The organism is Coleofasciculus sp. C1-SOL-03 (assembly GCF_040220555.1).
Classification (GTDB): Bacteria; Cyanobacteriota; Cyanobacteriia; order Cyanobacteriales; family Coleofasciculaceae; genus Coleofasciculus.
Window position 1 is genome coordinate 16347 of the sequence record NZ_JAVJUO010000247.1, and the last position, 24887, is coordinate 41233.

Annotated in this window: 18 protein-coding genes; 8 read left to right on the forward strand and 10 right to left on the reverse strand. The window is 46.7% G+C overall.

Features of this window, described 5'->3' with window-relative positions:
• Window positions 1-105: 105 nt before the first annotated feature.
• Window positions 106-1440 carry a glutamine synthetase family protein gene (locus RIE73_RS36820; protein ID WP_446405881.1) on the forward strand — a complete coding sequence of 445 codons (1335 nt, stop codon included), beginning with the start codon at window positions 106-108 and terminating at the stop codon, window positions 1438-1440.
• A 62-nt stretch (window positions 1441-1502) separates the two neighbouring features.
• On the opposite strand, the gene RIE73_RS36825 is transcribed toward RIE73_RS36820, so the two are convergent.
• The 5 genes from RIE73_RS36825 to RIE73_RS36845 form a co-directional block, all read right to left on the reverse strand.
• Window positions 1503-1619 carry a photosystem II protein Y gene (locus RIE73_RS36825; protein ID WP_446405882.1) on the reverse strand — a complete coding sequence of 39 codons (117 nt, stop codon included), beginning with the start codon at window positions 1617-1619 and terminating at the stop codon, window positions 1503-1505.
• A gap of 254 nt (window positions 1620-1873) precedes the next feature.
• A complete protein-coding gene (pth, locus tag RIE73_RS36830) occupies window positions 1874-2494 on the reverse strand; it encodes an aminoacyl-tRNA hydrolase (protein ID WP_446405883.1) in 621 nt (206 codons plus the stop codon).
• Between the two features lie 195 nt (window positions 2495-2689).
• Window positions 2690-2917: a DUF2811 domain-containing protein gene (locus tag RIE73_RS36835; RefSeq protein ID WP_446405884.1), complete on the reverse strand. Its 228-nt coding sequence runs from the start codon at window positions 2915-2917 to the stop codon at window positions 2690-2692.
• Between the two features lie 725 nt (window positions 2918-3642).
• Complete coding sequence (locus tag RIE73_RS36840) at window positions 3643-5319, reverse strand: HD domain-containing phosphohydrolase (RefSeq protein ID WP_446405885.1); 1677 nt, start codon at window positions 5317-5319, stop codon at window positions 3643-3645.
• Between the two features lie 985 nt (window positions 5320-6304).
• Window positions 6305-7837 carry a DNA phosphorothioation-associated putative methyltransferase gene (locus tag RIE73_RS36845; RefSeq protein ID WP_446405886.1) on the reverse strand — a complete coding sequence of 511 codons (1533 nt, stop codon included), beginning with the start codon at window positions 7835-7837 and terminating at the stop codon, window positions 6305-6307.
• Window positions 7838-7942: 105 nt separating this feature from the next.
• On the opposite strand from RIE73_RS36845, the gene RIE73_RS36850 reads away from it, so the two are divergent.
• Window positions 7943-8914 carry an NAD-dependent epimerase/dehydratase family protein gene (locus RIE73_RS36850; protein WP_446405887.1) on the forward strand — a complete coding sequence of 324 codons (972 nt, stop codon included), beginning with the start codon at window positions 7943-7945 and terminating at the stop codon, window positions 8912-8914.
• Between the two features lie 126 nt (window positions 8915-9040).
• Here RIE73_RS36850 and RIE73_RS36855 read toward each other — a convergent pair whose 3' ends face one another.
• The 4 genes from RIE73_RS36855 to RIE73_RS36870 form a co-directional block, all read right to left on the reverse strand.
• Window positions 9041-10777, reverse strand: a complete 1737-nt coding sequence (locus tag RIE73_RS36855; protein ID WP_446405888.1) for a glycoside hydrolase family 9 protein — start codon at window positions 10775-10777, stop codon at window positions 9041-9043.
• A 303-nt stretch (window positions 10778-11080) separates the two neighbouring features.
• Window positions 11081-12970 (reverse strand): glycoside hydrolase family 9 protein, encoded by a 1890-nt coding sequence (locus RIE73_RS36860; protein WP_446405889.1) that lies wholly within the window; start codon window positions 12968-12970, stop codon window positions 11081-11083.
• Window positions 12971-13432: 462 nt separating this feature from the next.
• A complete protein-coding gene (locus RIE73_RS36865) occupies window positions 13433-13921 on the reverse strand; it encodes a hypothetical protein (RefSeq protein ID WP_446405890.1) in 489 nt (162 codons plus the stop codon).
• Between the two features lie 269 nt (window positions 13922-14190).
• Window positions 14191-14457 carry a hypothetical protein gene (locus RIE73_RS36870; protein ID WP_446405891.1) on the reverse strand — a complete coding sequence of 89 codons (267 nt, stop codon included), beginning with the start codon at window positions 14455-14457 and terminating at the stop codon, window positions 14191-14193.
• Between the two features lie 156 nt (window positions 14458-14613).
• Here RIE73_RS36870 and RIE73_RS36875 point away from each other — a divergent pair, with 156 nt between their 5' ends.
• Both RIE73_RS36875 and RIE73_RS36880 read left to right on the forward strand, forming a co-directional pair.
• Window positions 14614-16737 carry an NAD(P)/FAD-dependent oxidoreductase gene (locus tag RIE73_RS36875; protein ID WP_446405892.1) on the forward strand — a complete coding sequence of 708 codons (2124 nt, stop codon included), beginning with the start codon at window positions 14614-14616 and terminating at the stop codon, window positions 16735-16737.
• Between the two features lie 76 nt (window positions 16738-16813).
• Window positions 16814-16954, forward strand: coding sequence for a hypothetical protein (locus RIE73_RS36880; RefSeq protein WP_446405893.1), 141 nt, complete (start codon window positions 16814-16816; stop codon window positions 16952-16954).
• Here the strand turns inward: RIE73_RS36880 and RIE73_RS36885 are convergent, their stop codons facing one another.
• The gene (locus RIE73_RS36885) at window positions 16955-18199 is read right to left on the reverse strand and encodes a 2,3-bisphosphoglycerate-independent phosphoglycerate mutase (protein WP_446405894.1); all 1245 of its coding nucleotides are present in this window, start codon (window positions 18197-18199) and stop codon (window positions 16955-16957) included.
• A gap of 467 nt (window positions 18200-18666) precedes the next feature.
• Here RIE73_RS36885 and RIE73_RS36890 point away from each other — a divergent pair, with 467 nt between their 5' ends.
• From RIE73_RS36890 to metK, 4 genes are all read left to right on the forward strand, one after another.
• Window positions 18667-19389, forward strand: coding sequence for a hypothetical protein (locus tag RIE73_RS36890; RefSeq protein WP_446405895.1), 723 nt, complete (start codon window positions 18667-18669; stop codon window positions 19387-19389).
• 216 nt (window positions 19390-19605) lie between these two features.
• Window positions 19606-20175, forward strand: a complete 570-nt coding sequence (locus RIE73_RS36895) for a hypothetical protein (RefSeq protein ID WP_446405896.1) — start codon at window positions 19606-19608, stop codon at window positions 20173-20175.
• Window positions 20176-20541: 366 nt separating this feature from the next.
• Entirely contained in the window at window positions 20542-23556 is a 3015-nt protein-coding gene (locus RIE73_RS36900) for an HAD-IC family P-type ATPase (protein WP_446405897.1), read from the forward strand.
• A gap of 126 nt (window positions 23557-23682) precedes the next feature.
• Window positions 23683-24873, forward strand: a complete 1191-nt coding sequence (gene metK / locus RIE73_RS36905; RefSeq protein ID WP_446405898.1) for a methionine adenosyltransferase — start codon at window positions 23683-23685, stop codon at window positions 24871-24873.
• Window positions 24874-24887: the final 14 nt, after the last annotated feature.

Here is a 24887-nt window from a genome sequence, read left to right on the forward strand (position 1 = left end):
AGCGATCGCGCTGGGATACGTTAAATTCAGAAAGCGTTGTGCCGGATAGGTTGCCAGCATCGATCAACTGGCTCAAACCCCAGTCGCTAGCCCACCCAAAAATGCATGGAAAAAGAACAACTCAAAAACCTTGACCAGCTTGGAATTCAATTTGTCCGCATTCTCTGGTGCGACAATGCCAATATTATCCGGGGTAAGGCAGTCCATCGGAAAGCCTTATCCGAATACCTTAGCCATGGTGTGGGTATTTCGGCGGCTCAACAAGCCGTTCCGGTCATGTATGATGCGCCTGTGGCGGGAAGTGGGTTTGGACCGGTGGGTGAAATCCGTCTCGTGCCAGACTGGAGTACGCTGAACCCTTTACCCTATTGCCCAAGTCACGCCCGTGTTATGGGCGATATGATGCTCAATGGTGTGCCTTGGAGTCTCTGTCCCCGTCATTTTCTCAAACGTATGGTTGCGGAGGCGAACCAAGAGGGGTTAGAGGTGATTGCCGCCTTTGAGAATGAGTTCTATCTCTTGCAGCGAACGGCTGAGGGCATTGCACCTGCGGATGAAACCGTATTTGCCTCGACGATGGCGATGGATTTGCATCAAGGGATCATTGATCAGATGGCGGAAGCGTTAATCGAGCAGGGAATGCTGGTTGAGCAATATTATCCCGAATCCGGTTCCGGTCAACAGGAAATCTCCATCCTCTACACCAACGCCCTCAGTGCGGCAGATCAACAGATTGCCTACCGGGAAACCATTAAAGCGATCGCACTCCAACATTATCGTATCGCCTCATTCTTACCGAAAATCTTTACTAATCAAGCAGGTAGCGGTTGTCACTTGCACCTGAGTCTTTGGCGAGAGGGGGAAAATCTCATTCCCCATCCAGAAGGGAATGGCGAACTGTCCGATATTGCGCGTCATTTTATCGCCGGAATTCTGCACCACCTACCCGGTTTGATGGCGCTGACAACACCCACTACCAATTCTTACCGCCGCCTTTTACCCCAGTGTTGGAGTGGGGCATTCCGGTGTTGGGGATGGGATAATCGGGAAGCGGCTGTGCGTGTCCCCACGCATCCTGAACCCCCGAGTCCGTCTCATTTTGAATTCAAAACCATAGATGCGACAGCGAATCCCTACTTAGCATTAGGGGCAACGATCGCAGCAGGACTTAATGGTATCCGCCAAGGCTTAGAACTGGCAACGCCTGTATCGGTAGACCCCGGTACGATGACGGATGCTGAACGCCAAGGGGCTAAGATTGAGCGATTGCCCAGTACCTTAGCCGAGTCGATCGAACAGCTTAGACATGACTCCGTACTCCTCGACGCCTTGGGTGAGGATTTGGCTCATGTTTATTTGGCAGTCCGACAAGCCGAGTGGGAGGCGATGCAGGATTTTGATTTAGACGCCGAAGTCAAACTTTTATTAGAGCGATATTAGACATGTAGAGGCGTAGCATGCTACGTCTCTACAACATGTATTTGTGTCTATCCAGTACCTGTTCAGGATTTATTCAGAAACGCCTGAATTTGACCAATAGCCGCTGCACCAATATTGAACAAAGCCCAGCCTGCGGCTAAGAGGATAGGCAACAAGACAATGAGTAACCGCCAATCCATAGTTTCACCTACCTCGCTTAATGCTTAAATTTATGTGAAGGATTCTCATATATAGTTTTAACCAAATTATGCCCCCAAAAGTCAATAGGTGACAGTTTTTTTTCCGAGCCTATCGGCTTCTACGTCTCCCTACCCCCCCCCTGACAGGACTTTGCTGGCGAATGTTACCAAAGAGCGTGAAATCCAATAAAATAGTTAGCCGCTCTAACCTATTTCGGTCATTCTAGGGCAGAATGTTAAATTCGCCAGCAGTATCACGAAGTAGGGCGGGGTTCATCAATTATCCGGCTATTGTAGAGGCTCATTGCCTTTTCGACTCCTTGCTTAAGCGAGAGTTCTATGGCGTCAACGGCGAGTGGAATGACTTCGGCAATGATCTTAGATTCTTCAGGAGAGAATTTGCCCAAAACGTGACCGACGGTGTTCTTGTCTGGGTCAGACTTGCCAATTCCAATACGTAGGCGGGGGAAAATTTGGGTTCCCAGATGGGCGATCGCAGATTTCATGCCGTTGTGTCCTCCCGCAGAACCCGACAGGCGTAGACGTAGCCGCCCCACAGGTAAATCAAGTTCGTCGTAGACAATTAAAACTGACTCTGGGGGCATTTTATACCAGTCTATGGCAGCGCGAATCGCTTGCCCAGAACGATTCATGTAAGTCAGGGGTTTGAGTAAACGTAGTTTGTCACCCGTTAAGCTACGTCCTTCTGCCAACAACGCTTGGAAGCGACGATTTTCGCTCCAAGAGATTTGCACCCGACGGGCTAGCTCATCGACGACTTCAAAACCAATGTTATGACGGGTTTTGTCGTATTTGGGTTCGGGATTACCCAAACCTACAATTAGCTGAGGAATCACTAAACTGTCATTTGTCATTTGTCATTTGTCATTTGTCATTTGTTAGGGAATAGGGAACAGGGAACAGGGAATAGGGAACAGGGAACAGCTTATGATCTTATGTCATTGGTGAGCAGGGAAATTCTCCCTTGTCCTCCCCTGCTCCCAGACGTGCCATGGCACGTCTCTACATTGCTTCCCCAGTTCCCTCAGCTCTCCATCTCACTACTTCACTCAGGCAGGAGGAGACTGAAATAGGGATTCTAGGTAGACACGAGCGCAAGCCCGATAGGTCTGGGAGGCTTCGGGTGTCTTACCATTCCCATTTTGGAGCAAAAACAGCGATAGCGCTGCGGCAAAAACCCGGTCTTGATCCCAAGTGGGATGGGTTTCTAGGTAGCGCTTGAGGGACTCGTGTAGGTCTTCAGGGATTTCTGCCAAGATGCTGACGGTTGCGTTCATAGTTACCTCTCTATCGAATAGCGTGTTGGGACAAAAGCCACCTTGCTCGCTCTCTACATGTCTGTGGAAATCGGCTACTGTAGCTAAAACCTGGCGGCAAATAGACTTAGACACAGCACCCACTGCTCTTATTGCTTTGAGATGTCTCAAGTTTTTTTATGGGTAGGTCGCACTATTCTCAACTGAGATGGGGTGGGGTTGTCAATGATACGAAATATTACAAGGTCACTCAAATCGCCAAAATGCTAACGATGGAATCAGCCTTTGAAGCCGTTTTTTGTTACATTAGTTTACACAAATTCAGTCTAGTATCGTCTCCATCGCCTTGATGGGGAAAATCCCCAATAGGAGGGGATAGGCTCGATCCCGCCGTTCATGCCTGTGGAAAACTAGGGGTAATTTGTGGAAAACTTGGAAATTTCATGTGGAAACACTGGGGAATCTGGTGGGGAAAACTCGGCGAAAAGATAAGAATTGCAAATTGTTGGTCTGAGCGTTTTTGCCGATGTGATAACTGTGGGACGAGAAAGTGACCGAGACTTGAACCCATGGTTCCATTTGGACAGGTTCCCTAGGGACACGGCGGTGCCGTGTCCGTACAGGTGGGGGAGGACAAATGACAAATGACGTAGCTTGCTTCTCGCTGGCGCGAGTTCTCAACCGTTAGCTTTTATTTTTATTGTGTCCACCTGTCCACCTACTTATTGGTAGGTTTTACAGAGATTTTACGTAACGGAATGACCCAAAACGCTAAAAACCTGACGTTGCTCAAATAACTCCACTAAGTCGCCGTTAATTTTATTTTTGGCAGCTTCTTGTCGCAGGATTTTCAGTGCTGTTTCTAGGGGGAGCCGACGCTTGTAGGGGCGATCGCTGGCAGTGAGGGCGTCATAGATATCAGCAACGGTGAGCATCTGGGTTTGGATGGGAATTTCATCTTGCTTTAAGCCTCTGGGGTAGCCACTGCCATCGAGTTTCTCGTGATGTCCAAACGCAATTATCGGAACGTCTTTGAGGTGCTTTGTCCAGGGAATGCGTTGGAGAAAATGGTACGTGTGAGTAACATGAGATTCAATGCCCAGACGCTCTTCAGGGGTTAAATTTCCTTTTGGCACAAGCAATTGAACCATCTCTGCTTTGGTAATCAGGGGTTTGATTTGACCATCCACATCTCGATACGTGTATTGGGAGAGGGTAGTCAGTTGAGTTAATGTCTCTTCTGTAAATGCCTGAAAATCGCGAGTGAGCAGTACTTCTGGCTCATTGAGTTTTTGCACAAATTCCCGATAATGCTTGATTGTTTCAATGGCTTGAGCTAGTTGTGTATCAAGCTGTTCGAGTTTTTGGCAGTGAGGACAGCTTGAGGTTGAGTTGTTATGGTCATGGCGATGGTCAGGATGTTCGAGTAAATACTTGAACTTGTTGTGAGCGCATTCCATTTCTAGAGTGCGCTGCGCTAGGGCAAAGCGATGGAGAATCACCTCTAGCTGGGAGGGATAGAGTTTTTTGCGCTTGCCCAAAATGGCTTCTGGGACTCCCACTTTGCCAAAGTCATGTAATAATGCCGCATAGCGGAGTTCTCGGATTTGGCGATCGTTCAAATACACCGAACTCAGAGAACCCTTGGTGATTGCCGACGTCTCTTCACAGAGTCGCACGGTGAGTTCTGCTACCCGTTCCGAGTGACCCGAGGTTGTCGGGTCTCGTGTCTCAATAATTTGCACAGAGGCTCTGACAAAGCCCTCAAACAGATTTTCGATACTTTCTTGGAGATGATTCCGTTCAATGGAAATCGCCGCCTGAGACGCCAGCGATCGCACAATCCGCTCTTCCCAGTCTGAATAGGGCTGGGTTACGTCCACAGCGTTTTTGGGTGTGAGCATGACATCGGGGCGGCGCTTGCGATTAATCAGTTGTAAGACGCCAATAATTTCCCCGTCTGGTTTTTGCATCGGCAACACTAATACCGAGCAAGTCCGATAGGGCATATTGGTGTCAAAACTGCGGTCAAGGGCGTAAGGCACATTGGCGGGCAATTGATACGCATCCGCCAAGTTTAAACTTTCACCCGTTAACGCTACGTATCCTGCCAAACTTTTACGGTTCAGAGGCATTACGAACTCGTTAAATGGCTTGTTGGGTAGCGAGTCATTCTGTGCCACCTTGAATAACAATTTCGGCTCCGCCTGAGTGTGATCGATCAGATACAGACTTCCTGCATCACTGAATGTAATTTCCCGGCTTTTGGATAAAATCAGTCTGAGTAGTTCCTCCAAATCATTACTACTCGAAAGGGCTGTACCAATTGCCAGTAACTGCTCAATCAGTTCTACCCTCTCAGCGGATTCGTGTAAAAATTCTTGATTCTCAAGGTTTGAGATATGGATTGGCGCTACTTTCATAATTTTTCCACAGATATAAATGAACTCATTTTAAAGACTTGTAGATGATTCAATTTTTTGACCAACAAACCCTTGTATCACTCCTTTGATGGACATAGATTCTTCTCTATTCAAATGTTAATTTTAATGAAATCATCAAAGATCTAGTATACTCACTAAATTTACCAAATAAATCAGCCAAATCTTGTATTTTTTCGATAAATATGCGCTTCATTATTCTCTTATAAAAGAAAAAACGCCCTTAATATTTTCTAGTGTCATTGGAAAATGGCATTATTTTATGTTCGTATATTAAGCGAATTTGTAAGGGTTTTGTTATCGATTTTCTTTAACAATACTATTGGGTGATTTTCAAAAATGATTAAACCTAAATTCATCGACAACAAATAAACACGATAGATAAATATTCTTATCCATAAATGGCATACTTCGCTAAGGTCCATAGCCATGCTATTAGCCGGATAGTTGATGGCTCGGCATAATCAGTCATTGGCATCAATAAAATGCCACGTAATACCCTTATTCAAAGGTTTTGACAAAAACTCCGGACATTCAGGAAAAATTATTGACCACCCTTGAACAATCAACCCAGAAGAAAATCCCCTGGTCAGTGGTTAAACTGCCAGGGGTATCAAACTCCCAATGTATTTTTCGGTCTCAATCATGAGCCTACTGGTTTCACCGACCGAATGAGATCCGTAAATTCTGGGATCTTTGCCAATATCCTGTTTGATAATTCCTTAATTTCCCGGATTCTCTCGGTGTCCCCGAATAGCTATCCTATAAAGGCAACGAAAAAATGCAAGCTCTCAGTTGTAGATGGCAATCCCTGGTGGTATTCTCCGACGACCAGGGATTTTCTTTAGAGCTGTTGCCATAAAGGTTAGGACTTCTTGAATGGCTCAAATAAGCACGTCTCTACATTGCTTCCCCTGCTTCTCTTAACCGAACAGTATTTCTGCCCTTTGCCCTACAGCCTTCTATTTCAGGATTTCGGTTTAACCTTACGTTGACGGTGTGCTGCTTGTCGTAATTTAAGGCGGTACGGATCAGCATCTTTGCGCCAGATGACGCGGTGTCCTTGGAGTTGGGCGCAATGGTCAATCAGACATTGTTGCCAACCTTTGCGTGTACCAATCGTTTGAGTATTCTCCAGCAGTCCCCAGTCTTCTTCCTGACGAGTGAGTTTGGCAAATTTTTCGTACAGGGGATAATCAGGGGTGACGAAGGTTTCTTTACGGTGCAAGACCGGGGGATTTTTGGAGGTATCGTAGTGGTGATAGGTTACCTGTAAATCTTGCAAGTCAATGTTCATACTTGTGTGTAGTTCGGGATGCGGTTCAGTGTCGAAATTGGGATAAAACAGGTAGGATATTTTGGGTTGATTAATATGAAACTTGACTAAGGTTGCCTCTTCTAAGCGACCAACAGTCCGGCTGGCACACCCTTCGTAGAGTCGGAGTGGGGCTTCGAGGGCTTCGAGGGCACAAACGTGGACGTAGAGAGCGCTGGGGAGACGTTTACCCACTGGAGAGCGCTTGCAGCAATTGGCAATTAAGCTGGGATTACCCACACTCAAGAGGATTAAGTCAGCCGCAGCACAGGCTTGTTGATAGTTACCAAAGAAGGCTCTAATATCGTTTTGGACTAAGGGATCTAATTGACCAAACTTAGGACGACCATTGAATTTAGCTAAAGCGAGATAGACGAGGAAATCATGGCGACGTTTATCTGCGATCGCATCCCATTCGTTTTGCTCAGTCACTTGTAAAATAACTTTAAATGCACGGCGTAGGGTGCCGAATTCTTCCAGGATTTCTTCGGTATTGGCGAGTTCCAGGGGACTGGGAAGGCGTCCCCGTTCGGTGACAAATGCCATCAGAGGGGCAAGCATATCTTTGTAGTCCTCGAACCGCTTCACGCTAACCCGGATTCTGGGGGTAATGGTACGAGAACGGAAGCGGGATGCCCGGAAGCTTTCGGCTTGAGTGGCATCTCGGAAGATAAAATAGATGCCCAAGTCAACGGGAATAGCATCAACCCCTAATACTTGATCAATGTAGGCTTTGAGTTCTTCTTGTTCGTAGTATTTCTGAAACGTATTCCGGCGAGTGACAATACCATCACCATAAGCAATTTGCCCAGAACTACGGTCATCAATTAAAACTTGGGCAGAGACAATCAGCACCTTTTGGGTGAGTTCCCAGGCTTTTAGTAAGGCTTGGCGACGTTCTCCTGGCTTTTCAATCACGTTGATTACGTAGCCTAGGTTAACGATATCAGCGGGGACTAGAGAATTGCCGCCATGGTAGTAGGGGTCCCAACCCGCAGTGGTATAGTCTTGCCTAGCTAGACGGTTAATGTCACTACCACGACCGCAGCCGTAGTCAAAAAAGGAAGTCTCTTGAGTCAGAATTGCACTTTCTAGGGCTAATCGCACTGGCTTGGACAAGTTAGTGCGGACGATTGCAGCCCTGTGACGCTCGATTTCAGTATTGTCTGGGATAGGAGCAACCATAGCTGAGTCAGCGAGCTTTTTGACTAATATACTCGGAAATCTCCGTGAGCGCTACTCTTTATAATACGTTAATTCATCAGTGTTAGTTACAAGCCAGGAGGTGTGATGAAAGCCCTAGTCACTGGAGCCAATGGATTTACCGGTTCTCATTTAGTGAAAGCCTTGGAACAACGGGGGGATACCGTTGTCGGTTTTGTCCGCAAGTCTAGCAACCTTCAGCGTCTCTCAGATTGTCAAGTTCAACTGGTTTACGGCGATATTACTGATCGCGACGCCCTAAAAACAGCCATGACTGGGGTAGACTGGGTATTTCACACCGCTGCGTATGTGGAATTAGGACTCGTGGATGCCAAGGAAATGGAACGGGTGAATGTGCAGGGAACCCGCGCTGTTTTAGAAGTGGCTCAAGCCGTTGGTGTATCCAAACTCGTCTACTGTAGCACCATTGGCGTCTTTGGCGATACCAAAGGTCAAGTGGTGAATGAAACCTTTCAACGCCAACAAATTGATTTTTCTGGGGCTTATGATCGCACCAAATACCAAGCCCAACAAATTGTAGACGACTTTGCCGCCCCAGGCTTACCTGTAGTGAGTATCCTTCCGTCTGGTATCTTTGGTGCAGATGACCCCCATTTTGGTCCAGTGATCAAGCAATTTCTCAAAGGCGGCTTGAAGGTATGGGCGGGGGGCGATCGCATTACGGGCATTGTCCACGTTGATGACTTAGCCAATGCCATGATTCTAGCAGCCCAAAAGGGTCAACCGGGAGAAAAATATATCATTTCAGCGGGCGATCTGTCCACCCGTGACATGTTCACCCTTCTCAGTCAAAAAACCGGAATTCCGGTTCCGGCGGAAGCCCCCAAACCCTTGGTGAGACTCGCCGGAAACATCCTTGACCCCATCGGACGCCTGTTGAATTGGCAACCACCCTTGAGTCGGGAACGAGTTCATTACATCTATGATCGTTGTGTGCGCGTCGATGCGACTAAAGCGCGTCAAGACTTAGGCTGGAATCCGCGATCAGTATCCCAAACCCTTAGCGAGATTGTCAGGATTATGACCTCCTCAGCATGATACGATCGCAGGTGTATTTTAACCCGCGCAGGCGGGTTTTGTTTGTGTAGCTGCGGTTTCTAACCGCCCAGCTAAATTGTTTTGGGGAATAGGCTTTCTGTTATCACAATCCTCATCAACGGGATGCTATGAACCTTCCACCATCACCATCCCCATCAGTGCGATCGCGGAAGCATTATAATCAATGGCATATTCGTTGGTGGCGTAGGATCGCTGATCATCGACATAACTTAATAGTCCCAATCCTTTGGGGGCAATTCCATCTTGGGCTTCTGTATTCGCCCCCCCTACCATTAATCCCGGAATCACCGTTTTTTTTGCGACAGCAACTCGGTGATGCACATTGCGGACTGAATTTGACCCCACAGCCGTAACAAAGGATAGATTAAAATGATTGCGTCCTAACAAATAATCTAACTGATCCAGCGCCGCCTGAAAATAGGCTTGATTTCCGGTCAGTTTATAGGCATAAAACAGGGTAATTCCTTCCTCCGCTACCATCTTATTCGACGCCCAAGTAAATTTATCAATGGCTAAACGGTAGCCACTGCGATTCACCGTCTCCAGCAACCGATCTGCCCGTTCTAATAACTTCTGCTTCATTTGCGCCTTGAGAGTCTCTGAACCTTGTTGACGCGGTTGCAGCAGATAATCTGCCATTCCTAATGTTGAGGGATCTTTCCATTCAAATAGAGTATACGATAACCCAGGAAGCTCTTGCTCTAAATACTCCGCAAAACTTGCATCCCCTGCCGTAATCAACAACTCCGCCGCCGCCCAAAAACGGTCATCTTTATCTGTCTTTAACGAGGCTTCTGTATCCCACTCTCCAGCCAGATATTTCCCGGAACCACTATCATCCCCCTCAACCCAATCCACACGCATAGAGGGTTCACGTTGTAAAAAATTCCATGCTTTTTGCGCCGCTTTTAAATAATTCTTTGCCAATAATACATCATAAGCTGAATACACTCGCGCCGCCATGGCTAATGCGGCGGCAAATTTCGCCGTTTCTGGTGTAGAAATTCCATAAATATAACGCGGTTGGGTATCTTCATTCGGTAGAATCATGGGGGGCCACTCTTTTCCCGAAAGCTTCCGATAAACGGCACCATCGCGCCGTTGCATGGTCAGCATCCAATCCAATCCCACCTTCATTTCATCCAGCAAATCGGGTCTGCCATTGCCACTTTCGGGAATTATCAATTGGCGGTCAGAAAATAGCGCTGGATATTGCTCATATAAACTTAATAAACGACCCACAGTTACCGCCGTTGGTCCCACATATTTGCCAAAATCTCCTGCATCATGCCAACCCCCTTGGGCGCGTTTCATTTCACCCGCCCGATGCATATCATCGGTATGGGCAAAGGTGCCATCATTTAAATGGCAGGGAGAATGACCAATCCCATTGATAGAATCCCGTATCGCCACCCCACAGCGTTGTAAATAGTAGGAACGCAGCATTTTATTGAAAGCATCCTGATAAATATCCTGACCAATTTCAAAGGGATAGGACTGAATTTCTCCCGATTTCAGGTAATAGCGTCCGGGGCGGTTAAATGCGGTGAAATCAATCTTATGGAGAGTATCTTGACTCGCTGCATCTTGGATTGGTGCTGACAACTCCACCTCGAAAACGGGGCGATTAGTACGGACGTTAATTAATTGGACGGGATTGGTGGCAGAATAATTGGAATTGAGTAAAAAGGCTACCTTAGGATGGGTTTGGGAATAGCCGACTTGATTAATTAACAGTTTACTTGGGTTATCTGGGTTTACCGTTTGCGCTTGTCCCTTAGCCCAAAATCCATACACCATCGATATTGCCCAACCGAGGAAAAAACGTCTATCGATTTTCATGACATTATTCCATCCTATTCATTTACAGAGTTTAATCTGTAGACACACCTTGAATTCCTCAAAAATTAATCACCTAAAGGTTTGAGGAGAGGGCGACCCGAGCAAATTGAGTGGACTGGATGTTTATGCAAGCGGATAGCCCCTACATGACCCCAGATGCCTTTCTTTAAACTCAAAGCGAAGGGTCAAGTCAGGGCGGGTTTTGTACAAATGTTATTATCAATAGCTGCACGAAAGTCCCTAAACCCGCCCCTACACACTCACGCGCCATGTCCTCGAAGGTTGTGAAGCATCAAAACTATTTCACCCCTCCTTTGATGGTTCAACTCCCCAAATTAATTGTCCACTATTATAAACCGGAATATGAGTGCGCTTGCCCTTCCCAGCTTGTTCTAGCATCTCTTGGTATGACCAATCATTAGTCATAGTCCAGATACCTGTCGGCATACTGATTTGAAACTGGACATCTTTTTTATAGTAGGCTTCTCCCCCAGGATAAAGTTGAGTTCCATCGACATCCACCTGGATATAGTAAATTGTTGGCGAATTTTGCCAAGGCGTGAGGTCAGATACCGTTATTCCCGATTCAGGACTAGCATTAACTTTGATATCGCTTGGGTTGACTCCGGCTTCAATCACCTCACTACTATCAATAAAATAGCGAAACGATAAATTAGGAATAATCCGGGCGGGCCAGGCGGATTGGTTATAAATAGTGGCTTGAACCTCCATTAAATTATCACTCAGTTGATTCACTTTTGCCTCGACAAAAAATTCATCACCTCGTTGTTCTGGTTCCGGAAAATTGGCTAATGGTTTGCCCCCATAGTTCTGATAAAGTTTCGCCACGGCACCCGTAAATCCGGCATTATAATCGGTAGCCACTTCAGTCATTTGAAAATTAGACCGTTCATCGATATAATTATCCTGCTGATCCGGTCCACCCACTAAAGCGCCATACAAAATATGCCGCGTTTCTTCCGGAATTTCTTTGCTATTCGCCCAAGACGCATGGGCGGTTCGATGATGAGGTTGTCTGGGTGGGTTATTGCCAAATCCAACCACATAGCTGCGCTGATCTGGATTAGAGCCTAACATATAATTAATCTGCCGTTCGGCAAAAGCATGATATTTGCGTCGTTTCCAAGTCGAGTCTACGGAGTCCCCATAAATAAAGGCTAGAAATGCCGTTTTTGCCGCATATCTTAACGAACCCCATTCACTCAGCCAAGCCAGTCCTCCTGGAGTATAGGAGACATGTTGCCACTGACAGCGATCGCACCAATAGTCTAACCAGCGTTCTGCGTCTTGTCGATACTTATTTTTCCCGGTTAATTCCGCTAATAAGACATAACTGCCATAAGATTTATCATCCCAGGTATGCGTCCAATTATAAGCGAGGGTGGCATTGGGTTGATCCCTTAACTGCTCATAATAAACTTCAGCTTTTTGTAAATACTCTGGCGCTTGGGTTGCTCGATAAAGCCATGCTGCCCCCCAAACCAGTTCATCGGCATACCCACTGGATTGATAATACTCCGCCGCCTCGGTAATACAATCCGAATAGATACCCGGATATTCCTCAGCAAAATCGTAGAGTTCCTGGGCATGTTTGAGCAATTTTTGGGCATAATTCGCATCAGTTGATTGAAAAACAATAGCTGAAGCTGCCATCGCCGCAGCCGTTTCCCCAGCTAAATCCGAACCCGGACAAGTGGCATCAATTTTATAGGAAGGACGCTCCATCGGCATCACTTCCGCCGCCCCCCACCAGCCATGATCTAAACTGCCTTTACCCACCTGACCCCACAATACCGTTGGCGCAGGATGTGCTTTAATAAAATAGTCATTAACCCAGCGCAAATTATCCAGCATGGCGTTATATTGACCACTTTGTTTATAAGCGTCTTCATATTCAATAACACCCCAAGCCAGAAGTGTGGTTGAAGCTGCCATGGGAAAGCCAAATTTGAGATGATCCCCGGCATCATACCAGCCTCCGGTTAAGTCAATCCCATTATCCGCACCATCGGTTAACGCTGAATCTCCCCGCCATTCCACCCGATTATTGGCAGGCAGTTTTCCGGAGCGCTGCACATCATAAAAATAGACCGCTTTCTGCAATACCTCACCGTAATTGTACTGATTGCCTGCTAGAGAGTCTTGACCGAGAATATTGAAGACACCGAACATCCAATAATGAAGGCAATTAAAGGTTAAAATAAAGACCGTCAGTAAAAAAATGATCAGGAATTTAATCAGAGTACGGACTTTAAACATAGCATTGGGGTTAACCAGATTAATCTCATCCTAGCTTAGTCAGTTCCTGAAGCCATCAGAGAATTCACTCAATTGCTAATTTTTTATTAAATCTTTAATTAAGATATATTTCACTGGATAAAGGAAAATTCGTTGACCAAACCTGGAGGATAAGCGGTCATGCCTTTAAATTAGGTATTAGTAGCGAGCAAGATGCTTGCACTACAAGAAGGATGTCGCCATTATTGATATGGTGTACTATTGGGATCTACCTTTATCCTTCATAACCGTCCGGATAGTGGGATACCAAATCTGCTTCAGGAATCCCCTTTATCCCGTGCGTAATTTTTCCTTGAAGCCCTTCTACCATCTGCCTTCTACACCGTGCCATCCGACTCAACCCCCATCTATCAGCACTTCTTCCAGGGGGCGACGTGGCGAAGTGGGCATGGCTTGAGCATAACCAATCCGTAGTAGTAATAGGGGTTGTGCTTCCTCTTCTTGTAAATCTGTCACTGGGATTTCCCGACTATCATAAGCGCAACGAGTGGATTGACGTTTAGGAATAGCGTGGAACAGGGCTGTATCCGCCGGATGGGAATTCGGGTGTAAATGAACCAGCAAACAGTCCTGATCAGGAAAATACTCAACATCGCCGTTGAAACCGCTATGCTGTGCGGCAATTAACAGATTTTCTAAGGCACAACCTAGACTGATAAACAGCGCATGGTTATCGGGATCTACTATGGGTAAACGACGAGAATAGTCCGGGTAGATACGGATAATAGTGGCATCAATAGAAAATTTCCAGGGTTGAGTATTATGTCCCGATGGTGCTAAGGTGGCGAGGCGAATCAGTTCTCTGGCTTGTGGCTGAGAAATCATGGTCAAAGTAGTCGGTACAATGAACGTAAAGTGGTGAGTGTCGTTATTGTAGTATTGTCATGTTGTCGGTTGGGTTGACGTAGGAAACCCAACAAACTCTAGGCTCGCATCCCTGACTACGAACCGTGACAAAATTGGTGGCAAATACCCACTAACCAACTGTCAACAGCCACCAGTCATCAGCCACCAGCCAGCCGTCAACACTAGAATTACAATAATGACGCGATCGCAACCTGAGGTCAAGCGATGATCGACACCGCTTGACATCCTCAAGACACCGAGATACTCCCCACCGCCTCTGCGGATGGCAGAATGTTCCAGGCTTGGGCGACAATATCACTAAGCCAGCGTCGTTGTGCCTGATCTAAGACACTATCTTCCGCTAGCACTTCGGCGGTCAGCTCGTCTAGGGACTGTCCCTGAGAACGGGCAATCTGAATGACACCGGCTATTGCCGCTGCCACTAATTCTTCATTCACTGGTTTTTGACGGAGAGCCGCCATTTCTTGCGGACTAACTGGGATGGGATAATTCATGGCGAGTTAACAAAAGCACCCTAATTGACTGACAATGAGAAGTGTGTAAACTTTTTTTACTAATATTAAATCAATCAGTACCCGGAAGTGTAGCGTATTTTGCTTCAAGTCACCTCCGTCATCTTGCGTAATTCCTCAGCGAATCAGATCACTCCGATGAAAGAACTTCTCTACGTAGAAATACCGAACCCCGATACCGACGCTGTTCGCGCTTGGTTGCAGCAGGACTGGCACTTTGAGCTGGGGAAGAAAACGATAACCCCGGATGGTATCCTGGTACAAATTGAACATGCGCCTTCAGCCAATTCATCTACACCGATTTGCGTCCCGATTCCGGAAATCTCCATTTTTGTGTGGTCGGTGCAGCGAACCACCTACTTGAAAGCCTTTCGCGGTGGCGATCGCGCGATCACGGGAGAACGGCAATTGCTGCGGAAGCTGACGGCGGATTTACGCGATCAGTTTCCCTATCGCTATCCTGAACCCCCAGAGGTGGATTTATCGCAACAGTCTATCTTTGAAGCATTAGCGCCCTATTATCCCCAGACGGTTCATTTCTTCCAAAAAATGCCCAAAGGGGAATATGACCTCAACCGCGTCTATTGGTGGGAGAAACGATGGCGCGAAGGGGTGCGGCATCCGCAGCAGCCTAAACAGGTTTTATTTAAGACAACCGAGGAACCGACACAGCTTCTAGGAAGCAGCCGCTCAAAGTCCACCTATGATCTGATTTATATCGGTGGCGCCCTGGGAGTCATTCACGCCGCTGTGATGGCACAACGGGGGTATCGAGTCCTACTGGTAGAACGGTTACCCTTTGGGCGCATGAACCGAGAGTGGAATATTTCCCGGGCTGAGTTTCAGAGTCTCATCGACTTGGGGTTATTTACGCTGGATGAGTTTGAAGCCATGATCGCTAGAGAATATATCGATGGCTTCAACAAATTCTTCGATGGCAATAATCCTCCTCATCTAAAAGCACCTGTATTACATACACCAACAGTGCTGAATGTGGCAATTGATTCAGAGAAATTGTTACAACTCTGTGGAGAAAAGTTACAAAAAGCTGGCGGCGACATCTGGGATGAGACGGAGTTTATCCGGGCGGAGATCACGCCAGAGGAAGTTGTCGTCAGTCTACAGCATTTGCCCAGCCAAACCTCTCAACAAGTCAGAGGGCGGCTTTTAGTCGATGCTATGGGTACCGCCTCTCCCATCGCTTGGCAACTGAATGGGGGCAGGGCGTTTGATAGCGTCTGCCCCACCGTCGGTGCAGTGATTGCCAGTGGGTTTGAGCCAGGGGTGTGGGATTCTAACTATGGAGATGTTCTCAATAGCCACGGCGACATCTCCCGGGGACGGCAGTTGATTTGGGAACTGTTTCCGGGGGCGGAGGAGGAACTGACGATCTATTTGTTCCATTACCATCAGGTACATCCTGAAAACCCTGGCTCTTTATTAGAAATGTATGAAGACTTTTTTACAATTCTGCCAGAGTACCGCCGCTGCGACATGGAAAAATTGGTGTGGAAGAAACCCACATTCGGCTATATTCCCGGACATTTTAGCCTAGACAGTCGCGATCGCACGGTGGCATTTGATCGGCTGGTTGCCATTGGGGATGCGGCTTCGCTGCAATCACCGCTGGTATTTACGGGGTTTGGTTCCCTGGTGCGGAATTTGGATCGCTTGACCGACTTATTAGATAACGCCTTGCGGCATAATCTCTTGAGTGCCAAGGATTTAAACCAAATTCGCGCTCATCAAAGCAATATTTCGGTCACCTGGCTTTTTTCCAAAGGCATGATGGTACCTACCGGGCGTCATTTGCCTCCCCAACGGATTAACGCGATGCTGAATACCTTCTTTGGGCTTTTAGCGGATGAACCGCTAGAGGTGGCTGATACCTTTATTAAAGACCGTTTTGATTGGTTAACCTTCAACCGACTGGCATTAAAAGCCGCTAGACGGAATCCTGCCCTGATTTTTTGGATTTGGGACATGGCGGGGGCAAAGGATTTCTTCCGTTGGATCGGTAGCTATTTCACGTTTACTCGACATGCTGTAGTGAGTGGATTCCTCAAAGGATGGTTCCCTGATCTGATTCATCGGTTACAACCGTGGATTGAGCCGCGTTACCCAGGACTATGGTTACGATTGTTAGCCCAACGTTATGCGATGACATCGGGGATGGGACATCCGGAATTGGTACAGCGTGAGGCATCGAATCAAGATGAATTAGTGACCCATTCGGGTCAAAAGAAAGCCTTTGATTCTTGAGGATCGTGTTCACCAACACAAACATTGTAGAGACGTTGCATGCAACGTCTCTACAATCTGGGCGGAGAAAGGATTTATGCTAGCGGATAGCGGATTGGATATCCACACCTATAAATTTTCCATCTCCGTTTTTATGAAATTTATCTTCAGTCTCTATCCTGTTGAGAATCACGAGAGCCAAGGGCGCACGTCGGTGCGCCCCTACGAGTCCAATTAATCATGCTCCATACTTGCGTAATCGTCCCGCATGTGCTAAAGCTAACCCGATCAACTGCACTCCAGGACGCAATCCTAACATCCCCCGCCCACAAGCATATTCATCAAATGTCGCGACATCATCCACTTGGGCATATTTCCCATGAATCATCACGGGGACAGGATGCCAACTATGTTGTCCCATTACCGCCGGGGTGGAATGATCCGCACTTACGACTAACACATCGGGATTGAGTCCAGTAACTAAGGGCAAAAGCTGATCCACTTCTTCAATGACCTTTACCTTACCCTCGAAGTTACTATCTTCTCCCTTACTATCGGAATGCTTAACATGAAGGAAATAAAAGTCGTATTTCTCCCCATAAACCTCTTGTAGCGCTTGAAACCGTTGTTTCATGCCACCGGGACGCGGGACAACATCCATGCCGATTAAGCGACTCACGCCGCGATACATGGGATAATCAGCCACACAAATCCCATCAAGTTTAAAGCGATCGCGGATGGCTGGCAAGGGTTGATAGCGTTCAAACCCGCGCATTAAAATCCCAGTAGCTTGGTCTTCATCGGCTAAAACCTGCTGTACCTGATCAATAAACGATCGCACTAACTCGGCGGTTTTCTGGGAGTCCTCTGATTCAGGTGTCGGATCTTTAGCGGGAACGCCTGTGGTTTGCGGATCAGTATCCGGTAAATTTCCCCCTAATCCCTGACCCCGCAACACAAATACCGCCCGGTGTTCGCTGACGGTTTCAAAGAAATAGTCCCCTTCAAAATCCAAGCTAACCTTGTCTCGAATCTTTTCACAGAGACGACGATTCACATCCGTGGCAATTCGACCCGCCCGTCTATCGGCAACATTACCCTGTTTATCAATCGTGGCAAAATTCACCCGCGCGGCGATATCATTTTCCTTCAGGTCAAACTCGATTCCCAATGCCGATAAAACACCGCGACCCACATTGTATTTCAGGGGATCATAACCAAATAAAGACAAATGACCCGGACCACTACCCGGTGTAATTCCCGGACCAACAATTTCCAATAGACCACAACTCGATTCTTTTGCCAATTGGTCTAAATTCGGCGTCTGGGCGACTTGCAATTCTGTCCCACCTTTATCTGGATCAGACAATCCGCCCACCCCATCTAGAATTAAATAAACAATCTTACCACCTTGTTGCCAAGCTAAGTCTTCCCAAACTGTACTAATATCCATAATAATTCGTTTCCCTTGAGCGTCCCTCACTGGCATTGTTAACTGAATGCAGCGAAATAGGCAATTCAACTTAAGGTAGAAACATGATTGAATGTTGAATTTTAAATTCTTTGCTGTTCCCTGTTCCCCAATTACTTAGGGGCTGCTGAATAAGTGGTGTGGTGAGGGGGAGTAGGGGAAGCCGGGGAAGCCGGGGAAGCTGGGGAAGCTGGGGGAGCAAGGGTACATTTTCCTGATTTACCCTCTACCTTAAGGTAGATATTATGTTTTTCTCTGGGTAGAAGTCAAACAAACTGATCACAGGTAAGCTTCTTTTAGCTAAATCTAGCGAATCGTGCCATTTTCTTCCAAATTTGGTAGCTAAGGATACCCGGAAGCCTTAATAGCACGTTTTTAAATGATTTCTTTACTCAGAAGGTATACGTGTGAATAGTTTCGCTTTCAGACAAACTTGTTCTTTGGTAACTACTGTCGCGTTGATGATAGTGTCGAGTATATTGTCAGTTCGAGCACAAACGGCGGAATCCTCTCCTCACCAGGGAATGGATTCACCTTATCCGTGGCAAAATGTTTCCACCAGTGCGGAGAGTTTAAAACGTCCTGGGAGTGCAATTTCTTTCGATGAAAGGAAGTTCCCTACCAATCCTTTAGAACTCAACCCAACTCCCGACACAGGAAACAGACTCTCCGCGACTCCCCCACAAAACCTGGCTCAACAAACCGTACCTCCACCGGATGCTCCAACGGAACCCCTGGACATTGATACAACAGAGGTATCGCCAGGTAGAGCAACTCGTTCAGGTTCCAGCTATATCGGAATTGGCGGTAATATCGGAGTGGGAGATGGTGATACGGCGCTGGGTGAAGGAAGCTTCGCTGTCTTCAGCAAAATTGGCTTAACCAGCAATGTATCGGTTCGTCCCTCAATTTTAATCGAAGATGATCCGACGATTCTGCTACCTGTCACCCTAGACTTTACCCCTGGCGTCACCGACGTGACTGTGGATGTAACTGAAGACGTGGGCGCTAGAGTATCTCCTTATGTTGGAGGTGGGATAGCTATCTCGACAGGGGATGACAGTTCAGTGGATTTGCTGGCTACTGGAGGTGTGGATGTACCGTTGACGACTCAAGTAACAGCAACGGCTTCCTTAAATATCTCGCTGTTTGACAACCCGGCTGTGGGATTGTTGTTGGGAGTCGGCTATAACTTCCAATAATTGTCAGGGTTGATAGTTGAAGGTTCATCGTTCATCGCCATCAACCATCAACGATGAACCATGAACATCCTCGTCTTGCTCAAGCAAGTTTGTGATCTAGTTAACATAGGTTTGTCCGGAAATCTTTTCTAATCTAAATCTAAATCTAAAGAGTGATGAATTCAAAAATGAATTGAATTACAGTTCCTCTGTGGGTAAACCAGAGGAGGCTTGATCATGGCGTCAGACTATGAGACTCAAGACGCAACAGAGACATTAACGATAGAAGGACTCAGTGCGATCGCACTCGCACCAATTGTACTTCCCGCCGCCGCGATACTGGAACAGCCGTTAGCTAAAGCTGCACTTAAAGAAAGCATTGCTTTTTCCCAACGCTGTCAGGAAGCCGTAGCCCAAGCCAGAGAACGCCTCGATGATGCAATGGCGGAGATTCAGGCGGATTTAGGGGAACAACAGCAAGCGGAAGCCAATGGGAAAGCCGAACCCACTTATGTTCCTCATACAAAAGCCCAAGCATTTACTGAGGTCATGGATTCAATGGATGACCTCAATGAACAAGTGAAACGGTTAACCAATGGGGTAGCCGATTTACAGGTGTTTTTATCCATAGGATTTGGCGCGTTGGCGGTGCGACAATTACTGACCAAAGGATTACAACTAGATGACGTTCCTTGGATTACGTTTGCTTGGTATTCCTTTGATAGCTTTGTGAAACTCCATGATCGAGATAAATCGCCATTACCTCCAGGAAAGGAGAAAGCTAGGATGATGGCGGATGAAGCATAAAAATGTAGGGGCGGGTAGAGAGCTGGGGTAGATGGGGAAGCTGGGGTAGATGGGGAAGCTGGGGAAGATGAGGGAGATGGGGAAGATGAGGGAGATGAGAACAGTCATGGTAGAAACGTACCATGGTGTATCTGTGTGTAGGGGCGGGTTTAGGGACTAATATTGATGGTTTTCCTTAGAGTGGCTGCAAAACCCGCCCTGACCAAATGACGAATGATATCATGTCCTAACGATTACCCATAATTAGGACAGACGCTCCAGACACGGATAAATTTTTATGAGGGGTGTTTGACCGGACATGATATAACGAATGACAAATGACCAATGACCAATGACCAATGACCAATGACCAATGACCAATGACCAATGACCAACCACATTCAAGCCATTCATACTCGCGTCAAGGGAAGGGCAAGATATAAAGTTAATGCCCTTTACCGTTCGCCATCCCTGAAGAAATACCTAGAACGACAACTCTCAGATCGGGAAGAAATTCAGCAGGTTTCGGCTAGCGCCCTAACCGGAAATCTTCTGGTTTTATTTAATTCTGATCAACGTCACAATCAAATCGCCTCACTGATTGAAGACGTGGTATTAGAGTATGACAAAAAACCGAAATATGAATCAAAACCCCCTCAATCCAAAGCCAAATCTGAGACAAAATCAGCGGTTGAACCGAGTGAAGATCAACCAACCAAAGACTGGCATTTGATGGACGTTGAGGCGGTATTAGAAACGTGGAATACCTCAAAAGAGTCCGGATTATCGCCAGATCAAGCAGAAGAAAACCTGAACAATTATGGCACAAACACCCTAGCCGAATCCGAGTCTCGTTCGGATTGGGAAATCTTAAGTGAACAGTTTAACTCCTTACCTGTCGCCTTACTCGGTGCAGCCGCCGGTATTTCGCTGTTGACGGGCGGATTTGCCGATATGTTGGCGATTGTGGGTGTGATTGGCGTGAATGCGGCGATTGGCTACACTACAGAAAGTCAGTCGGAAAAAATCATTCGTTCTCTCAAGGGCGATCACGACTTATCCGCCTGGGTGATGCGAGAGGATAAACAGCAAGAGATTAATGCGGATACTCTCGTTCCCGGTGATATTTTAGTCCTACAAGCCAGTAATTATGTCGCGGCTGATGCCCGATTAATTGAATCAGATAATTTGCAAATTGATGAGTCGGCTTTAACGGGTGAAAGTCTGCCCGTTCACAAAACCATAAAAGCGCTAGAAAGTCAAGACATTCCCCTGGCTGAACGGGAAAATATGGCGTACAAAGGCACATTTATCACCGCCGGGAATGGATTAGCGGTGGTTGTCGCCACGGGGAAATTTACCGAAATCGGCAAAATTCAGCAAATGGTGGGTGAAACCACAGCAACGGAAACTCCTCTGCAAAAACAACTAGATGAGGTGGGATCTCAACTGGTGATGCTAGGGGGAGGAATTTGTACCCTGGTATTTGGTTTAGGGTTGCTGCGAGGGTATGGTTTATTACCGATGCTGAAAACCTCCATATCCCTAGCCGTAGCGTCTGTTCCCGAGGGACTTCCGACAATCGCCACCACAACATTGGCATTGGGAATTCAGGATATGAGAGAGCATAACATCCTGATTCGGGGTTTGGATGCAGTTGAGGCATTGGGTTCAGTGCAAACGGTTTGTTTAGATAAAACCGGCACCATTACCCAGAATAAGATGATCGTGGCAGAAGTGCATACGGCGATGGGGATTATTACCCGATCTGAAGATCACTTTGTCACGGAAGATAATCAACCGATTAATCCCCAAGATTATCCAGAACTGTTCAAACTGATTCAGGTATCAGTACTCTGTAGTGAAAGTGAGGTAAATCGAACTGAAAACGGTGACTATGAGGTTAATGGATCTGCTACAGAAAACGCCCTGATTTATATGGCAATTCAATTTGGGATTGATGCGATCGCACGGCGACAGGACTATCCTTTAGTCACCATGAATCCCCGCAGTGAAGGGCGGAATCTGATGAGTACGGTTCACAAAACCGATGAATCTCACAAATTTGTCGCCGTGAAAGGGAGTCCGGCTGAAGTCTTAGAACGCTGCAAGTCTCGGATGAAAAATGGGGAAATTCTCCCCTTGAGTGATGAGGATAAACAAGCATTAGAACTGGAAAATGAACGCATGGCGGGTAAGGCGCTACGAGTGTTAGGAGTGGCGTACACCACGATAGAAAATCCCGACGAAGACGCAGAAACTGACCTAATTTGGTTGGGACTTACGGGAATGGCAGATCCGATCCGCGAAGGAGTCCCCCAGTTAATGGAAGGGTTCCATCAAGCGGGAATGAATACCGTGATGATTACCGGGGATCAAAGTCCCACCGCTTATGCGATCGCCAAAACCTTAAATCTGAGTCGCGATCAGCAATTAGAAATCCTGGATTCCTCGGATCTTGCTCATTTTGACCCCGAAAAGATGCAAGCTTTATTTGATAAAGTCGATGTCTTTGCCCGAATTAGTCCAGCCGATAAATTGCAAATTGTCCAAGCCTTACAAGCATCGGGACAGGTTGTGGCGATGACAGGAGATGGAATTAACGATACTCCCGCATTAAAGGCGGCGAATGTGGGAGTCGCCATGGGTTCCGGCGGCGGTGAAGTGGTTCACGAAGTTGCGGATGTGGTGATTGAGGATGACAACCTACAAACCCTAATTAATGCCGTGAGTCAGGGACGCACGATCTACAACAATATTAGAAAAGCCGTGCGTTTTCTCCTCTCCACCAACCTGAGTGAGATTATGGTGACGACGATGGCGACGGCGATGGGATTGGGAGAACCCCTGACTGCCATGCAACTGTTGTGGTTAAATTTAGTCAGTGATATTTTTCCTGGACTTGCCTTGGCATTGGAACCGCCAGAACCGGATGTCTTGGAATCACCCCCTCGTGATCCAGAAGAACCGATTATCAAGGAATCAGATTTTGCCCGAATTGCCTCGGAATCGGCGGCAATTTCCCTGAGTGCGATGACGGCTTATAGTTATGGTCTTTTAAGATATGGTATGGGGCAACGGGCAAGTACAATTATTTTTATGAGTCTAACCCTGGCACAAATTTTACACACCCTAAGTTGTCGATCCGAAAGCCATAGTATTTTTGATTTTGATCAAGATCCCTTGCCACATAATCCTTACATGGATGGGGCAATTATTGGTTCCTTTGCGATTCAACTTTTGCCGACAATGGTTCCAGGGTTAAGAACGTTGTTAAATCTGGCGCCAGTGGATGTTCTTGACTGTCTGGTGATTGGGAGTAGTGCTTTAGTACCTTTCGTGGTGAATGAAAGCACCAAGAAGCAAAGTTTTGATCTCAAAATGTCACAGCAGGAGGCTTAATTTGTCATTGGTCATTGGTCATTGGTCATTGGTCATTGGTCATTGGTCATTTGTTTGCTCCCTTTGCTTCCCCTGCTCCCCCTGCTCCTCCATCTCCCTGTTCCCTATATTCCTAGGAGAAAGAATATGAAAAAAAACTTCATGTTCACATCCGAATCCGTGACCCCAGGACATCCGGATAAACTGTGCGATCGCATCAGTGATGCTATTGTAGACCGTTTATTGCAGCAAGACCCTTATGCTAGGGTGATTACCGAATGCGCCGTATCTACCGGAATTGTCTTCCTTGCTGCCCGATTTGAACCCAATGCCAATGTTGATTTCACTAATATTGCCCGAAAAGTTATTGCTGAAGTGGGATATGACCGACCAGATTTTAATAGCAAAACCTGTAGTATTTTAACCAGCTTGGAAGAATTACCACCCGATAAAATCCATAATTTTGATGAGAAAAAGCTATCGGATGCCGAAATAGAGGAAATCCCGGTTAAGAATCAAGTTACTGTCTTTGGATTTGCTTGTAATCAAACTCCAGCCTTAATGCCTTTACCGATATGGTTCGCCCACAAACTAGCACGACAATTAGATATTGCCCGACGCGATAAAATACTTCCCTATCTCGCCCCCGATGGCAAAACCCAGGTTGGGGTTGAATATAAAAATCGTCAACCGACTCGCATTCATAGCCTGACGATTATTGCTAGTCAAAATAGTGAGACAAAACCTAATCTCCAGCAACTGCGCCATGATATTCAGGAGGCGGTGATTCAGCCTGCGTTAAACGACGAAGCGATTCACCCGGATGAAAACAGTCGCATCTTCGTGAATCCCGATGGTTTGGTGATTGGCGGCGGACCCTCACTGCATTCCGGATTGACGGGACGCAAGAACGCGATCGATACCTATGGGGAATATTCTAAACATAGTGGTGCGGCATTAAGTGGAAAAGATCCAATTCGGATTGATAGAATCGGCGCGTATGCTGCGCGATATGCGGCGAAAAATGTGGTGGCGGCAAATTTAGCCGATGAATGTGAGGTGCAATTAAGTTATACGATTGGACTTTCTCGACCGGTGAGTGTTGAAGTGGAAACCTTTGGCACAGGTAAAGTTGATGAACAGGAAATTATTGCTCGTTTAAAGGATAATTTTGATTTTCGTCTGGCGGGAATTATTCGCCACTTTAATTTAAGATTTCTGCCGTCGTTGACTAAGGGCGGATTTTATCAAAAGTTGGCGGCTTATGGTCATGTGGGCAGGATGGATCTAGAATTACCTTGGGAAAAAACCGATAAGGCTGAATTTTTGAAGGGGTGAGAAATGAAACGGTT

What these genes read in the sequence shown, in the direction of transcription:
- RIE73_RS36820 (WP_446405881.1), top strand. Translation starts at nt 106, where the DNA reads ATGGAAAAAGAACAACTCAAAAACCTTGACCAGCTTGGAATTCAATTT.
- RIE73_RS36825 (WP_446405882.1), bottom strand. Translation starts at nt 1,619, where the DNA reads ATGGATTGGCGGTTACTCATTGTCTTGTTGCCTATCCTCTTAGCCGCA.
- pth (WP_446405883.1), bottom strand. Translation starts at nt 2,494, where the DNA reads ATGACAAATGACAGTTTAGTGATTCCTCAGCTAATTGTAGGTTTGGGT.
- RIE73_RS36835 (WP_446405884.1), bottom strand. Translation starts at nt 2,917, where the DNA reads ATGAACGCAACCGTCAGCATCTTGGCAGAAATCCCTGAAGACCTACAC.
- RIE73_RS36840 (WP_446405885.1), bottom strand. Translation starts at nt 5,319, where the DNA reads ATGAAAGTAGCGCCAATCCATATCTCAAACCTTGAGAATCAAGAATTT.
- RIE73_RS36845 (WP_446405886.1), bottom strand. Translation starts at nt 7,837, where the DNA reads ATGGTTGCTCCTATCCCAGACAATACTGAAATCGAGCGTCACAGGGCT.
- RIE73_RS36850 (WP_446405887.1), top strand. Translation starts at nt 7,943, where the DNA reads ATGAAAGCCCTAGTCACTGGAGCCAATGGATTTACCGGTTCTCATTTA.
- RIE73_RS36855 (WP_446405888.1), bottom strand. Translation starts at nt 10,777, where the DNA reads ATGAAAATCGATAGACGTTTTTTCCTCGGTTGGGCAATATCGATGGTG.
- RIE73_RS36860 (WP_446405889.1), bottom strand. Translation starts at nt 12,970, where the DNA reads ATGTTCGGTGTCTTCAATATTCTCGGTCAAGACTCTCTAGCAGGCAAT.
- RIE73_RS36865 (WP_446405890.1), bottom strand. Translation starts at nt 13,921, where the DNA reads ATGATTTCTCAGCCACAAGCCAGAGAACTGATTCGCCTCGCCACCTTA.
- RIE73_RS36870 (WP_446405891.1), bottom strand. Translation starts at nt 14,457, where the DNA reads ATGAATTATCCCATCCCAGTTAGTCCGCAAGAAATGGCGGCTCTCCGT.
- RIE73_RS36875 (WP_446405892.1), top strand. Translation starts at nt 14,614, where the DNA reads ATGAAAGAACTTCTCTACGTAGAAATACCGAACCCCGATACCGACGCT.
- RIE73_RS36880 (WP_446405893.1), top strand. Translation starts at nt 16,814, where the DNA reads ATGCTAGCGGATAGCGGATTGGATATCCACACCTATAAATTTTCCATC.
- RIE73_RS36895 (WP_446405896.1), top strand. Translation starts at nt 19,606, where the DNA reads ATGGCGTCAGACTATGAGACTCAAGACGCAACAGAGACATTAACGATA.
- RIE73_RS36900 (WP_446405897.1), top strand. Translation starts at nt 20,542, where the DNA reads ATGACCAACCACATTCAAGCCATTCATACTCGCGTCAAGGGAAGGGCA.
- metK (WP_446405898.1), top strand. Translation starts at nt 23,683, where the DNA reads ATGAAAAAAAACTTCATGTTCACATCCGAATCCGTGACCCCAGGACAT.